This window comes from Mesorhizobium sp. CA7 (assembly GCF_020165015.1).
GTDB lineage: Bacteria > Pseudomonadota > Alphaproteobacteria > Rhizobiales > Rhizobiaceae > Mesorhizobium.
Genome location: NZ_JAIUHH010000003.1, coordinates 105,762 through 119,505 on the forward strand (window position 1 = coordinate 105,762; position 13,744 = coordinate 119,505).

Below are 13,744 nucleotides of genomic sequence, written 5' to 3' on the forward strand. Positions count from 1 at the left end.
CGTGGATCTAAAGGTTCTTGATTTATTGGAACGTTCCATTTATAGCGACCGCACGGGAGAGTTCCATGGACATCACCTTGCCTGCGGCAAACGGCGACCGCGTCAGCTACCGGCTTGTCGGCAAACCGGTCGAACCGATCGAGGGCGCACGCTTTTCGCGCATCGCCTATGCCGCCGCCCATGTCGTTGCCGATCCCATCGCCATGACCGATCCGTGGTCGCGGCCGGCGGTCGACTGGGGCAGGACAATGGCGTTCCGTCATCATCTGTGGCGGCTCGGCTTTCGCATCGCCGAAGCCATGGATACCTCCCAGCGCGGGATGGGTTTCGACTGGGCGAGCGCGAAGGAGCTGATCCGCCGCTCGATTGCGGAAGCCAAAACGGTGCCGGGCGCCGACCTCGCGTCGGGGGCTGGGACCGATCACCTGGCGCCGGCGGCGGCCAAGACGCTCGACGACGTCATCGGCGCCTATGAAGAGCAATTCGCCTTCATCGAAGGCGAGGGCGGCAAGGCGATCATGATGGCGAGCCGCGCGCTGGCGGCGGTGGCCAAAGGGCCGGACGATTATGTCCGCGTTTATGAGCGCATGCTGTCCCAGGCATCGGGCAAGGTCATCCTGCACTGGCTGGGCGACATGTTCGATCCGGCACTCAAGGGCTATTGGGGCAGCAACGATTTCGACGCGGCGCTCGACACGGTCGTCGCCATCATCGAGCGGCATGCGGGCAAGGTCGAAGGCATCAAGATATCGCTGCTCGACGCGGAGAAGGAGGTCTTGCTGCGCAACCGGCTGCCCGAGGGCGTCGTGATGTTCACCGGCGACGATTTCAACTATCCCGCACTGATCGCCGGCGACGGCAGGAAACACTCGCACGCGCTGCTCGGCATCTTCGACGCCATCGCGCCGGTGGCAAATGCCGCGCTGGCGAAGCTGGCGGAAGGTGACAAGACCGGCTATGACGCGCTGATGGCGCCGACCGTGCCGCTGTCGCGAAAAATCTTCGAGGCGCCGACCGAATACTACAAGGCCGGCATCGTCTTCATGGCCTGGCTGAACGGGCATCAGGACCACTTCACGATGGTGGGCGGCATGCAATCGGCGCGCGGCATATGCCACTACGCGGATGTCTTCCGGCTCTCCGATCAGGCCGGGCTGCTGGCCGACCCCGATCTTGCCATCGCCAGGATGAAGACCCTGCTGGCGGTCGCGAGCGTTTAAGCCGGTTCCCCGTGCGGGGATTTGCGTTTCGGCGATAAATCGTATTCGCTTGCCGAAAAATAGGCGCGGGCGCACATGGCAATGGCGGACAAAGTCGCCCCGGCAGACAAGGTCGCCCTGGCAAACAGGGTTGCGCTTGTCACCGGGGTTACCGGGCAGGACGGGGCTTATCTGGCCGAGCTGCTGCTCGGCAAGGGCTATGTCGTCCACGGCGTCAAACGCCGGTCGTCTTCCTTCAACACCGAGCGCGTCGACGACATCTATGTCGATCCGCATGAGAGCGCCGCGCGCTTCTTTCTGCATCATGGCGATCTGACCGACGCGACCAATCTGATCCGCCTCGTGCAGGAGACGAAGCCCAGCGAGATCTATAATCTCGGCGCGCAAAGCCATGTCCAGGTGAGCTTCGAGACGCCGGAATACACCGCCAATGCGGATGCGCTGGGGACGCTCAGGCTTCTCGAAGCGATCCGCATTCTCGGCCTCGAGAAATCGGTGCGCTTCTACCAGGCCTCGACCTCGGAGCTCTATGGCGATGCGGTCGAAGCTCCGCAGAACGAGAGCACGCCGTTCCGGCCGCGCTCGCCCTATGCGGCAGCCAAGCTTTATGCTTACTGGATCACGGTCAATTACCGCCAGGCCTATGGCATGTTCGCCGCCAACGGCGTCCTGTTCAATCACGAGAGCCCGACGCGTGGCGAAACCTTCGTCACCCGCAAGATCACGCGCGCCGTTGCCGCGATCCATCACGGCCTGCAGGACACGCTCTATCTCGGCAATATCGACGCACGTCGCGACTGGGGCCATGCGCGCGACTATGTCGAGGGCATGTGGCGCATCCTGCAGCATGACGAGCCGGACGATTTCGTGCTCGCGACCGGCGAGGCGCATGCGGTGCGCGAATTCGTGGAACTCGCCTTCGCCGAGGCCGGACATCGCATTCGCTGGCAGGGCAGCGGCGCCGATGAAGTCGGCATCGACGCAGCCACCGGCGCCGCGCTTGTGCGGATCGATCCGCGCTACTTCCGGCCGACCGAAGTGGATACGCTGGTCGGCGACGCCGCCAAGGCAAGAAAGGTTTTGGGCTGGTCGCACACCATCGGCTTCAAGGACCTGGTGGCGGAAATGGTTCGGGCCGATCTGATGCGCGCCGCCGGCGCTACTTGACGCAACGGCCGTTCAACCTAGGACCTGCGCTTATGGACAAGAGTTTCGATCTCAAAGGAAAGCGCATTTTCATTGCCGGCCACCGCGGCATGGTCGGCTCGGCCCTGGTGCGCCGCCTGGCCGGCGAGGATTGCGAGATCGTGACCGTGGCGCGCAGCGAGCTCGACCTTCTCGACCAGGCCGGCGTGCGCCGCTGGATGGAGGACCGGCGGCCCGACGCGGTGATCATGGCGGCCGCCAAGGTCGGCGGCATCCTGGCCAATGACAGCTTCCCGGTGGATTTCCTTTACGAAAACCTCGTCGTGCAGACCAATGTCGTCGAGGCCGCCTTTCGCAGCGGGGTGCAGAAGCTCCTGTTCCTGGGCTCGTCCTGCATCTATCCGAAGCTTGCACCGCAGCCGATCCCGGAAGACGCGCTGCTCACCGGCCCGCTCGAACCCACAAACGAATGGTACGCCGTCGCCAAAATCGCCGGGTTGAAACTTTGCCAGGCCTACCGGCGCCAACATGGCGTCGACTACATCTCGGCCATGCCGACAAATCTCTATGGTCCGGGCGACAATTTCGACCTCGACAGCAGTCATGTCGTGCCTGCGCTGATGCGCAAGGCGCATATGGCGAAGCTAACCAATCAAAAGACCCTGCAGGTGTGGGGTTCGGGCCGGCCGATGCGAGAATTCCTGCATGTCGACGACGCCGCCGACGCCTTTGTCTGGCTTTTGAAGACTTATTCCGGCGACGGCCACGTCAATGTCGGTAGCGGTGAGGACATCACCATCGCGGAGCTTGCCGGCACCGTCGTATCGGTCGTCGGCGCCGGCGCCGAGATCGCGTTCGATCCGACGAAGCCGGACGGGATGCCGCGCAAGCTGATGGACGTCTCGCGCCTGTTCAAGACCGGCTGGAGGCCGGCCTATTCGCTTCGAGATGGATTGGAACAGACCTATGCCTGGTTCCTCGACCATGTCGAGAAAGGCGATATCCGTCTTGGCGCTGCATGATTCTCAATCGAAACTCATCGCGGCGACCAGGGAGGACGGCTTGGGCGGCCGGCTTCTGGCTATGGTCAACGCCAAGGCGCTTGCCGACACGCTCGGCTATCGCTTCGGCTTTGCCTGGAAGCCGATCCATGACGACAAATTTCACTCGGTCGAGAAAGTCGACAAGATATTCTCCGCCGATTTCATCGAGAAGCACTGGCTGGGGGAGACGGTCGAACCATTGGGTTTCGATGTTCTGGACGAGGTAGCCTTTAGCCATGCCAGTCTCGATGCCGCGGCGGCACGGCGAAGGTTTCGCGGCTGGATCTGCAACGAGTTTGGGATACCGGATCATTTTCAGGGCGGACCCCAACTCGTCCGACGATCGGAGACATTGCGGGGTTTCGGTTTTTCCAAGGCCGTGAATCAGGCGCTCGACGCCGCCGACAGGTGCCCATTTCCGGGGCCGATCGCCGCTGTGCATCTTCGCAGCGGCGACATCGTGCGCGGCAAGTATCGCTTCATGCTGCATTTCAGCGACAAGGTAGTGGCCTCGACCTTGGTCAAGGCTGTCGCGTCGGAGCTTTCGTCAAAAGGCCTGACAACTCTTCTGATCGGTCAGGATCGTGAAACGCTCGAATATCTGCGGTCGGAAACGGGAGCCTTGCTGGGCGACGATCTGGGATCGGCGGAATTCGCAGATGAGACGCTCAAGGCATTCTTCGAGATGAGGCTGATGGCGCGGTGCCAGAAAATCTATGCAGGCGGCAGCGTCTATGCGTCCGTCGCATCGATGATGGGCGATGTCGGTCTCGTCCATCCGAAAACCTTGTTCGACGGTTCGAGAGCCGCGGAAATGATTCTGGCCGAACTCAGCCGACATCAGGGCGATTACCACCCGCTCGAGGCGGCCTTCGGCTATCAAACCGCGTTTCTCGATCTCGAGGATCAAATCAATCCCGCGCGAGCAAGAGACATCCTGGAAAAGGCTCACGCGCTGGATCCGCCCAACGACGTCTATCCGCTCAAAATCGCGGCGGCTTTTTTTCACGAACGCGACTACCGGTCCGGCGAGGCCGTTTTGAAGGCGCTCATGACAAGACAGTTCGAAGCCTCTTCCGCAATGCCGTTGCGAGCGATTGGCGTGCTGGTCTGCCGGACATGGCGCGGCGATGTCATGTCGAAAGATTTCGAGTCCTTCTTCGCGGCGGCCGCAGAGGGGCATCCCTACGCCGCGGCGTGCTCGGCGCATATCCTCCATGCAACATTCGGGAAGGTGAAGCCGGCTCTGCGGATGATTGCGAAGTCGCTGGATGCGGAACCGGCCAATGCCTTGTTCAAGAGAATCAAACGGCACATACGGCCATTGACGACGCCTCAGTCCGGTCCTCTGGCGAAGGCGCGGCTGCGACTCTGGAAGGCGGGGATTCGAATATAGGGACCGCCGCTGCGGTCTTTGCCGCGGCTGCATTGGGGAGATCAAAAGCGGTAGTTCAGACTCAGAGAAACCGTATGGGTGCTGGGCTTGACGAATGTTGGACCAACCAACGCGCTGTCGTCTTGGAAATTATGATCCGAGAAATGCGCGTAGGCGTAATCAAGGCCGACAACCCATTTGTCATTGAGCGCGTAGTCGGCGCCGACACCGATCGTCCAGCCGGTATAAGTCCTATCAAACTTGGTATCGCCAAAACCGAGAACGCTATATCCGGTATCGTGCAGGTGCAGGAAGGCCACGCCGCCCTTAACGTAGGGTAGGAAATTGCCCATCGCATATCCGGCCTTCGCAACGATATCGCCTTGCCAATCGGCAGCGGTCTCGAACGTTTCAGTGTCGATTGTCGGCACCGTCTTCTTGTTGAACACCGCAACCAGGCGGGCCTCCGCTCCGAGAACGAAATTGTTGTCGAACTGGTATTGATAGCCTACTTGGCCGCCAACCGATGCCGAGGTGCTATCACCATCGTATTCGCTAGGATCGTTGTTGGGGATCGTCACATCGCCCTGGAGAAAATTGACGCCGGCCACTGCGCCGATATAGGCGCCTGTCCAATTGTAGGACGTGGGCTCGACCGACAATGCATCCGCAGCAAAGGCTGACGAACAAAACCCAACAAGCATTGCCGACGTGAGTAGAACTTTCCTCATAATTCGCCTGTCGCTCCCGATCCGCCATTGCACCTAAGGGTTGATAGCATGGCTTTCAGGGTTGCGCTGTAACACAGCGGCAACAGTGGCGCTGGAGGAGCTTAGCCTGACGTGCCCGCGCGACCAGAGCCGGGCGGAGGCTGCAATATACCTAGCCGGTGTGCTCGGGGTCGACTGGCGGAGATCGGCTAATTTAATGGTAGGATGGTGGGCGTGACAAGGATTGAACTTGTGACCCCTGCAATGTCAATGCAGTGCTCTCCCGCTGAGCTACACGCCCATCCGAAGCCGCGCATACACCACTTTTGATCCGGCGCGTCAATAGCGGGAATGTGGAAAGACGGCTTCCGTTTGTCGCATCGGCACGGCGCATCGTCGATGCCTGCCGAAGTGGCTCAGGCCGCCTGCAGCATCTTCTCGACCTCATTGACGAGATCGCGCAGGTGGAAGGGCTTCGACAGCACCTTGGCGTCCTTGGGCGCCTTGGAATCCGGATTGAGCGCGACTGCGGCAAAGCCGGTGATGAACATCACCTTGAGATCCGGATCGATCTCCGTGGCACGGCGGGCAAGCTCGATGCCGTCCATCTCCGGCATGACGATGTCGGTCAGCAGCAGCGAAAAAGGCTCTTCGCGCAGCCGCTCATAGGCGCTGGCGCCATTGTCGAAATCGCTTACCTGGTAGCCGGCGCGTTCCAGCGCCTTGACGAGGAAGCGGCGCATATCGTCGTCGTCTTCCGCCAGCAGAATGCGTGCCATCATATCCCGTCCGAATCACCCGCCCCAAGCCTGCCGCCGGGCAAGGCTGTTAACCATGCTGTATATGAGGATGTGTCGGTAAACATCAAGTGAATGAAGGCTGTCCCGCATCCGGTTCAAGCTGCGGTTTCGTCGCCCGAAATGCTGGACATGCCGCACGCAAGGTGGCAAGTTTTACGTCATGATGCAGTGCTGTTTCCTGGTTCGTGCAAATTGAAAACGGCAGCCGAGGATTTTTCGGTCGTCCCACCCTTCGAAATCCGATCGGGCGCCGAGCAGCGCGTCCCTTTCCTGTTCAACTCACCGCATAGCGGCCGCCACTATCCGGAGCGCTTCCTGGCCATGGCGCGGCTTGACCGCAACGCCATCCGCCGGTCGGAGGACTGCTATGTCGAGGAGCTTTTCGGCGGCGCCGTGCCGCTCGGCGCGCCACTGCTGGCGGCCAATTTTCCGCGCGCCTATCTCGACGTCAACCGCGAGCCGTGGGAACTCGATCCGCGCATGTTCGCGGAGCCGGTCCCGTCCTTCTGCAACATCCGTTCGGCGCGTGTCGCCGGCGGGCTGGGCACGGTGCCGAAGCTTGTCGGCGAAGGCCTCGATATCTATCCCGGCCGCCTGCCGCTGGCTGAGGCCGTGGCGCGCATCGAAGCGGTGTACAAGCCTTATCACGAGACGCTGAAGCGGCTCCTGACCAGAACGCATGCCAGGTTCGGCTATGCCGTGCTGATTGACTGCCACTCTATGCCGGCCAGCATACGCGTCGGCGACAACGGCGTGCGGCCCGACTTCATCATCGGCGATCGGTTCGGAATTTCGGCCTCGCCGGCGCTCACCGAGATGGCCATCGGCCTGCTTGTCCGCATGGGCTACACCGTCGCGCATAACAAGCCCTATGCGGGAGGGTTCATCACCGAACATTACGGCAGGCCGGCGCGGCATCTGCATGCGTTGCAGATCGAGGTCAATCGCGGGCTTTACATGGACGAGCGGACGTTCCAGAAATCGGCCGGCTTCGACGCCTTGGCCTGCGACCTGACCCGCTTCTCGGCCGACCTGATGTCGATGCCCGACCACCATTTCGTCGATTTGCCGCTTGCGGCGGAATGACGGCGCGGTTGGCGCGCCGAGTTCTTGTATACGCAATTCCGGACGGAAAACCGCTTCACACTTTCCTGGAATTGCCTGAAAAAAAGACCGCATCGTTTTCACGACACGGTCGAAGTCTAGGGAGGAAACGCCCAAGGAGGGCATGGACAGGAAAACCTGTCCGATGACAAAATTATTGTGCGCCGCACAAATGTCAATCGACAGCGGGCTTTTTTAATTCAATATGATGTGGAAATTCCGCTTCGGCGGCTCAGATGTGACATTCGGGCAACAGAAAACGGGCGTCTGACCGGTCTTCAGCGCGCCTGTTCGGCGAGAAACAGGCAGCCGGCAACGGCCGCGATGGGGGAGAGCGACTTGGATATCAGCACCGATTTCATGCGGCGCATCGCGCATGCCGCCGCCGCCGAAACCCTGCCGCGCTTCCGCAGCCAGGGGGCGGTCACCAACAAGCTTGCGGGTAGCTTCGATCCGGTAACGGAGGCCGATCGCGAAGCCGAGCGCGCGATCCGGACGCTGATTTCGTCCGAATATCCCGAGCACGGCATCCTCGGCGAGGAGCATGGCAGCCACAACCTCGCCAGCCGACATGTCTGGGTGATCGACCCGATCGACGGCACCCGCGCCTTCATTTCCGGCATCCCAGTGTGGGGAACGCTGGTCGGACTGACCGTCGACGGCGAGGCAGTCGCCGGCATGATGTCGCAACCCTTCACCGGTGAGCTGTTCTACGCCAACGCTTCCGGGTCGCATTATGAAGGACCTGGCGGCCCGCGCCGGCTCGCGACCCGCAAGACGACCGAACTCGCGCAAGCGACGCTGTTCACGACTACGCCGGCATTGTTCCAGGGCGATGCGCGCAAGCGCTACGACCAGTTCGAGACAAAGGTGCAGCTCGCCCGCTACGGCACCGATTGCTACGCCTTCGCCATGCTGGCGGCCGGCAGCATCGATATCGTCGCCGACCCGGGACTGAAGCCCTACGACATCGTCGCGCTGATCCCGATCATCGAGAAGGCCGGCGGCGTCATCACCACTTTCGAAGGCGGGCCGGCGGAGAAGGGCGGCGACATACTGGCGGCAGCGACGCCCGAGCTTCACGCGGCAGCGATGGCGGCGCTGCGCGGCTGATCGGGCGCGCTCAAGGAGCATCACCCGTGCCGGGGACGAAGGCGTCGAAAGCCGCCAGGAGCTGCTCGCGGTAGATGTCCTTCTCCTGCAGGATCTCGTGTTGCGCGCCGTCAATCATCAACAGCGAGCCGACGCGCAGTTTCCTGGCATAGGCCTCCACCGCCTTGGTCGAGACCACCCGGTCGGCGCCGGCGGCGACGATCAGCATCGGCACCTTCACCCTTGCCATGAAATCCGGATCGCTGACGGCTTTCGCGGCCGCGGCGGCGGCCCTCAGCCAGCGGATGGTTGGACCGCCGAGCGCGAGCTGCGGCCAGGCCTCGTAGATTCCGACATTGCGCCGGTAGCGCGCAGGATCCGAGGTCACCTTGTTCACCTCGAAAGCGGGCGGCACTTTCGGGCGCGGACCGAGCGCGGCATAGAGCCGGCCGAGACCCAGCGCGCAAAAGACCGTGCAGACGCGCCGGACCGTGGCGATCGAGACCGGCAGGTCCGGCACCTCGAGAAAAGGAGCCAGCAGCACCATGCGTCGCACCCGGTTGACCATCGACGGCGAGGCAAGCAGCGCAATCACCGCGCCCGTGGAGTGCGCGAGGATGTAATAGGGGCCGCGGCAGTCGGGCAGCACGATTTCTTCGAAGAATTGCTCGAGATCGCGCGTATAGTCGCGGAAGCTGCGGACATAGCCGCGCTGGCGGTCACGCAGCAGGCGGCTGGAATCGCCCTGGCCGCGCCAGTCGAGGATGGCGACGCCGAAGCCGCGATCGGCGAGATCGCGGATGGTCTCGAAATATTTCTCGATGCATTCGTTGCGCCCGGTCAGCAGAACCACCGTGCCCTGCAGCGGGCGGCTGACCGCGGCAAAGACGCCATAGCGGATCTTCTTGCCGTCGCGTGTGGTGAAGAAGCCGCCCGCGGCATTCTGCGGCGCGGGATTGTCCTCGGTCAGATGGAAAAGATCCGTCATGCGGCGTCGTTGCTTGTTCTTTGCCCGGACGGGCGAGGCGTCGGCATGGTGATAGACGGCCAGGCGGCAAAAGCAAAGGCGTTGCGAGGATTTACGCGGTTGCCGCGCATGACCCCGAAAAATCGGAATCGATTTCGGAAAGGATCATGCGCGAAATCAAAAGTGCTACTGCGTCCTTAGCGCGTCCAGAGGACGCGCGGCGCTGTAGCGCGGGAAGGCCGGAAGTGCCTGCGGTGCACTTCCGGCCTCTGTCGATCCGGGAGGAAGGGACGTTGCACCCGGTTCGGCCTCGTCGCGGCGCAGGGAAGGGGGGCGCCGCTTGTCTCTCTGTCTCGACGCAATTCCGGACGGAAAACCGCTTCACACTTTTCCTGGAATTGCTCGAACTTGACCGAAGCCTAATGCCGCATGACTGAACGGATGCCGAAGCCGTGGTTCATCCACCGTTCATGAACGTGGCCAGGAAAACCTTGAAATGGCTTTTTGAGCTTCCCAAATGAGTGCTGTGGCCGCCGATGTCGGGGCCGCTGGCCTATCCGGAACGCCTTTCGAGGGTTTCGCACCGGGTCATACGCAAACCATGTTGCTCAAAAGGAGAACACTCATGCGTCACGTTGATTTTTCCCCGCTTTATCGTTCGACCGTCGGCTTCGACCGGCTGTTCACAATGCTCGATTCGCTCGGCCAGCCCGAGACCGCACAGACCTATCCGCCCTATAATATCGAGCGCACGGGCGAGAACGCCTATCGCATCTCGATGGCCGTTGCCGGCTTCTCGGAAGACGAGATTTCGATCGAAGCCCACCGCAACGTGCTGACCGTCAAGGGCGAGCGCAAGGAAGAGAACAACAGCGAGGGTTCCGAGCTGCTTTACCGCGGCATCGCCTCGAGGTCCTTCGAGCGCCGCTTCCAGCTCGCCGACCACGTCGAAGTGGAAGGCGCCACGCTGAAGAACGGCCTGCTCTTCGTCGACCTCAAGCGCAACATTCCCGAGGAGCTGAAGCCGCGCAAGATCGCGATCACCTCGTCCGCGGACAAGGCCAAGCAGATCGAAACCAAGGCCGCCGCGTAACCCGCGGGGCCCGTAGCAGACAACGTCTCCCTCCCGAGACGAAAGCGGCGCCGCGAGGCGCCGCTTTTTATTGTGCCACCGGCAACGCGCCGTTCTGGCTCTTTTGAAGCATGCAGCGGCGGATCATGAAGGGCGATGTCCGATTTTTCCCTGCTGCTGACACTCACCGTTACAATCACTTTCCTGCTCGCCGGTATCGTCAAAGGCGTCACCGGCATGGGCCTGCCGACGCTGGCCATGGGATTGCTTGGCACCATCCTGCCGCCGGTGACCGCGGCGTCGCTGCTGATCGTGCCGTCCTTCGTCAGCAATGTCTGGCAGCTTTTCGCCGGCCCGAGTTTTTCGGCGGTCCTGCGCCGGCTTTGGCTGATGATGGCGGGCATTCTGATCGGCACGATCGCCGGCTCGCGGCTGCTCGCCAGCGACAATGTCAAATGGACGACCGCCGGCCTCGGCGCCGCATTGATCGTCTATGCCGCCTATAGCCTGCTCGCGCGGCAGCCTGTCGTTCCCGAGAAAAGCGAGCGCTGGTCGTCGCCGGCCGTGGGTCTCCTCACCGGCCTGGTCACGGGCGGCACCGGGGTCTTCGTGGTGCCTGCCGTGCCTTACATCCAGGCGCTGGGCTTGAGCCGGGACGATCTGATCCAGGCGCTCGGTCTTTCCTTCACGGTGTCGACGATCGCCCTGGCGCTGGGCCTTGCCTCGCATGGCGTCTTCGAGGCGGGACATCTGGCGATGTCCTCGCTTGCCGTGCTGCCGGCCCTGCTCGGCATGTGGCTGGGGCAAATCCTGCGCCGGAAGATCAGCCCGGCAACTTTTCGCCGCTGGTTCCTGATTTTTCTGGTCCTGCTCGGCGTCGAGTTGTTGCTGCGGCCCTTTGTGGCCTAGCTGCAGGGGCCTACTTATTATTTGCCGCAAGAACGGCTTCGACATTCCGCCGGTGAACGGCTTCGTATGGCGCGAAATACTCGGCCACCGTGGTGGCGAAAATCTCGGCGCCGAAGGTCCGCAGATCCTGCTTGGCTAGGTCGGGGTCTTGCCGGCAAGCAAGCAGCTTTCGGACGTAAGCCTCGGTGGCGTCGATGAAGCTTCTGTCATAGCCGCCGGCTTCGATCGCCTCAAAGGAACCGTGGTTGGGCAGAATTCGATCGAACTGCCAACTGGACATGCGCCCAAGGTCGACCAGATGCTCGCTCAGGCGCTCCGGCTCCGACACATAGGTGACGGAGTCTTCCAGCGTGTCGCCTGCCAAAAGCAGGCCGGCGTCGGGCATCAGCAGCACCGTGCCGTCATGGCTGTGGATCTCGACCTGGCGCAGTTCGATGGGGACCGCCCCGACCGTCAGGCTGAGGCTGTTGTCGAAAACCCTGTTGGGCAGCACGAGCGGCTTGATCGGCGGATTACCGCCCTCGATGTCGGCCCGGCCGCGTTCGAGCGCCAAGGCGGTGAGGCGGTTGGCGATGATCTCGCAATCCTCAAACACCTCGTTGCCGGCGATATGATCGTCATGCCAGTGGCTGAGCACGACGCGCATCGAGGTCACACCCATCTCTTGGAGGGTTTTCCGGACGAAGCGGGCATGGGGCAGGGATATGTGCGTATCATAGACAAGCGCCTGCGAGCCGTCGACGATCGCATAGGTGCAGATGCCAAGCGTGTAAGCGCCGTCGTCAAGCCAGTTCGGCTCGTGCGACCAGATGCGAACGCCTTCGATGCGGCCGTCATAGAAGCCCAGCACGTTCGGCGCCGGACGGACCAGCCGCATCGTCGAGCCGAGAGGCGGCTTGGTCATCTGGCTGCTCCCGAGTGCCGCAAGCTCAGCCAAGCAACTGGCCGAGACGGTCGATCTCTTGCGTCGTGGTGGCGAAGCTGGCGACGAAGCGGTAGATCGCTTCCTTGTCGCCGAGATGGCCGTCAAAACCCTGCGGAACGCCCCATTCGTAGAATTTGGCGCCGGCCGCCTGCAGCTTGTCGGCGGTCTCACGGCTGAGGATGGCGAACACTTCGTTGGCCTGCGGCAGCCAGGCGAGCCTGCCGGCCGGCGCATCCTCGATCGTCTCGGCCAGATGCGCGGCCATCGCATTGGCGTGGCCTGCCATCCTCAACCACAGATCGTCGGTGAAATAGGCCTCGAACTGGGCCGAGATGAAGCGGGCCTTGGAAAAAGTCTGTCCGGCGCGCTGGCGCAGCAGGCGCAGATCCTTGCCGGCATCCGGATTGAGAACCACGACCGCATCGGCCATCCAGCAGCCATTCTTGGTGCCGCCGAAGGAGATAAGATCGACGCCGCTCTTCCAGGTCATTTCGGCCGGGCTGACGCCGGTCGCCGCAATCGCATTGGCGAAGCGCGCGCCGTCCATGTGCAGAGGCAGCTTATGGCGGCGGCTGACCTCGGCGATCGCCTTGACATCGTCGACGCTGTAGACCGTGCCGACCTCGGTCGCCTGGGTGACGGTGACCGCCATCGGCTGGCCGGCGGGAGCCAGATCCTGCGAATAGCGCTTGATGGCCCGGTCGAGAGCCTCCGGATTCATGCGCCCCAGCGGTCCCGGCACCGGCGCCATGCGCGCGCCGCCGGTATAGAAACCCATCGCGCCGAATTCGTCGACATTCATATGCGCCTCGGAATGGCAGAGCGCGATGCCGCCTATGCGGTTCAACGCCGCCATCGAAAGCGCGTTGGCCGCGGTCCCGGTCGCAGCGAAGAAGACCTGCACCTCACGATCGAAGATCTCGCTGAAGCGGCGATAGACGGCGCGGTCCAGATCGCCGTCGCCATAAGCGACAGCGGTGCCGGCGGCATGGCGCGACAGATTGGCCGAAATGTCGGGGTGGACGCCGGCCCAGTTGTCGGATGCAAAGAACATCGAGAAATCCGTATCGTGATTGGCGAAAGCGGCGGGACTTGACCGCTTCGGCAGTCGAAGCGCAAGGGCCAATCGTGGGCAAAGCGGTGAAGCCAGCAATCGACGCCAAAATGCCTGGACCAAAGCTTGCGTTTCCGGCGCCTTTCGCGAAATTTTATGTCGTGGCACGCCCAAGTTTTTTGTGAATCGGTCTTGTGCGGCTGTTTGATTTCTGCCATAAAAAATTTAGGACAGTAGTGCTGTCTTATTTTGTCGCACAAAACAGGCCGGACTGGCGTATCATCGCTGCCATTCCGGCCATTGTCGCGAGCGGCGGGTAGACGGCCC

General features: G+C 62.2%; 13 protein-coding genes and 1 tRNA gene. 8 read left to right on the forward strand and 6 right to left on the reverse strand.

The window, feature by feature from the left end; translation table 11 throughout:
- Positions 1-65 precede the first annotated feature (65 nt).
- The 4 genes from LB552_RS08170 (at position 66) to LB552_RS08185 (ending at position 4,805) form a co-directional block, all read left to right on the forward strand.
- Complete coding sequence (locus LB552_RS08170) at positions 66-1,220, forward strand: dihydrodipicolinate synthase family protein (RefSeq protein WP_224603668.1); 1,155 nt, start codon at positions 66-68, stop codon at positions 1,218-1,220.
- A gap of 81 nt (positions 1,221-1,301) precedes the next feature.
- On the forward strand, positions 1,302-2,387 hold the full coding sequence (gene gmd, locus LB552_RS08175; RefSeq protein WP_224603670.1) for a GDP-mannose 4,6-dehydratase: 1,086 nt from the start codon (positions 1,302-1,304) through the stop codon (positions 2,385-2,387).
- Between the two features lie 32 nt (positions 2,388-2,419).
- A complete protein-coding gene (gene fcl / locus LB552_RS08180; RefSeq protein WP_224603674.1) occupies positions 2,420-3,388 on the forward strand; it encodes a GDP-L-fucose synthase in 969 nt (322 codons plus the stop codon).
- A complete protein-coding gene (locus LB552_RS08185; protein ID WP_224603676.1) occupies positions 3,375-4,805 on the forward strand; it encodes a hypothetical protein in 1,431 nt (476 codons plus the stop codon). Before fcl ends, LB552_RS08185 begins: the two co-directional genes overlap by 14 nt.
- A gap of 41 nt (positions 4,806-4,846) precedes the next feature.
- Here LB552_RS08185 and LB552_RS08190 read toward each other — a convergent pair whose 3' ends face one another.
- The 3 genes from LB552_RS08190 to cpdR form a co-directional block, all read right to left on the reverse strand.
- Positions 4,847-5,515: an outer membrane protein gene (locus LB552_RS08190; protein WP_224603678.1), complete on the reverse strand. Its 669-nt coding sequence runs from the start codon at positions 5,513-5,515 to the stop codon at positions 4,847-4,849.
- 205 nt (positions 5,516-5,720) lie between these two features.
- A tRNA-Val gene (locus LB552_RS08195) sits at positions 5,721-5,795 on the reverse strand.
- Positions 5,796-5,910: 115 nt separating this feature from the next.
- Positions 5,911-6,273, reverse strand: coding sequence for a cell cycle two-component system response regulator CpdR (cpdR, locus tag LB552_RS08200; protein ID WP_006199474.1), 363 nt, complete (start codon positions 6,271-6,273; stop codon positions 5,911-5,913).
- A 150-nt stretch (positions 6,274-6,423) separates the two neighbouring features.
- Between cpdR and LB552_RS08205 the strand changes: the two genes are divergently transcribed.
- Entirely contained in the window at positions 6,424-7,380 is a 957-nt protein-coding gene (locus tag LB552_RS08205) for an N-formylglutamate amidohydrolase (RefSeq protein WP_095766700.1), read from the forward strand.
- 357 nt (positions 7,381-7,737) lie between these two features.
- Positions 7,738-8,511: a histidinol-phosphatase gene (hisN, locus tag LB552_RS08210; RefSeq protein WP_224603687.1), complete on the forward strand. Its 774-nt coding sequence runs from the start codon at positions 7,738-7,740 to the stop codon at positions 8,509-8,511.
- A 10-nt stretch (positions 8,512-8,521) separates the two neighbouring features.
- Here hisN and LB552_RS08215 read toward each other — a convergent pair whose 3' ends face one another.
- Entirely contained in the window at positions 8,522-9,478 is a 957-nt protein-coding gene (locus tag LB552_RS08215; protein WP_224603690.1) for an alpha/beta fold hydrolase, read from the reverse strand.
- A 604-nt stretch (positions 9,479-10,082) separates the two neighbouring features.
- Between LB552_RS08215 and LB552_RS08220 the strand changes: the two genes are divergently transcribed.
- Together LB552_RS08220 and LB552_RS08225 are read left to right on the forward strand one after the other, a co-directional pair.
- Entirely contained in the window at positions 10,083-10,550 is a 468-nt protein-coding gene (locus LB552_RS08220; RefSeq protein ID WP_095766320.1) for an Hsp20 family protein, read from the forward strand.
- Between the two features lie 135 nt (positions 10,551-10,685).
- Entirely contained in the window at positions 10,686-11,438 is a 753-nt protein-coding gene (locus LB552_RS08225) for a sulfite exporter TauE/SafE family protein (protein WP_224603692.1), read from the forward strand.
- A 10-nt stretch (positions 11,439-11,448) separates the two neighbouring features.
- Here the strand turns inward: LB552_RS08225 and LB552_RS08230 are convergent, their stop codons facing one another.
- Together LB552_RS08230 and LB552_RS08235 are read right to left on the reverse strand one after the other, a co-directional pair.
- The gene (locus LB552_RS08230) at positions 11,449-12,342 is read right to left on the reverse strand and encodes an MBL fold metallo-hydrolase (RefSeq protein ID WP_224603695.1); all 894 of its coding nucleotides are present in this window, start codon (positions 12,340-12,342) and stop codon (positions 11,449-11,451) included.
- Positions 12,343-12,367: 25 nt separating this feature from the next.
- Positions 12,368-13,417, reverse strand: a complete 1,050-nt coding sequence (locus tag LB552_RS08235) for a threonine aldolase family protein (protein WP_224603700.1) — start codon at positions 13,415-13,417, stop codon at positions 12,368-12,370.
- Positions 13,418-13,744: the final 327 nt, after the last annotated feature.

Bases quoted from the DNA above. Each gene is read 5' to 3' on its own strand.
- LB552_RS08220 (WP_095766320.1), top strand. From the start codon at position 10,083: ATGCGTCACGTTGATTTTTCCCCGCTTTATCGTTCGACCGTCGGCTTC.
- gmd (WP_224603670.1), top strand. From the start codon at position 1,302: ATGGCGGACAAAGTCGCCCCGGCAGACAAGGTCGCCCTGGCAAACAGG.
- LB552_RS08190 (WP_224603678.1), bottom strand. From the start codon at position 5,515: ATGAGGAAAGTTCTACTCACGTCGGCAATGCTTGTTGGGTTTTGTTCG.
- LB552_RS08215 (WP_224603690.1), bottom strand. From the start codon at position 9,478: ATGACGGATCTTTTCCATCTGACCGAGGACAATCCCGCGCCGCAGAAT.
- LB552_RS08225 (WP_224603692.1), top strand. From the start codon at position 10,686: ATGTCCGATTTTTCCCTGCTGCTGACACTCACCGTTACAATCACTTTC.
- LB552_RS08205 (WP_095766700.1), top strand. From the start codon at position 6,424: ATGCCGCACGCAAGGTGGCAAGTTTTACGTCATGATGCAGTGCTGTTT.
- cpdR (WP_006199474.1), bottom strand. From the start codon at position 6,273: ATGGCACGCATTCTGCTGGCGGAAGACGACGACGATATGCGCCGCTTC.
- fcl (WP_224603674.1), top strand. From the start codon at position 2,420: ATGGACAAGAGTTTCGATCTCAAAGGAAAGCGCATTTTCATTGCCGGC.
- LB552_RS08170 (WP_224603668.1), top strand. From the start codon at position 66: ATGGACATCACCTTGCCTGCGGCAAACGGCGACCGCGTCAGCTACCGG.
- LB552_RS08230 (WP_224603695.1), bottom strand. From the start codon at position 12,342: ATGACCAAGCCGCCTCTCGGCTCGACGATGCGGCTGGTCCGTCCGGCG.
- LB552_RS08235 (WP_224603700.1), bottom strand. From the start codon at position 13,417: ATGTTCTTTGCATCCGACAACTGGGCCGGCGTCCACCCCGACATTTCG.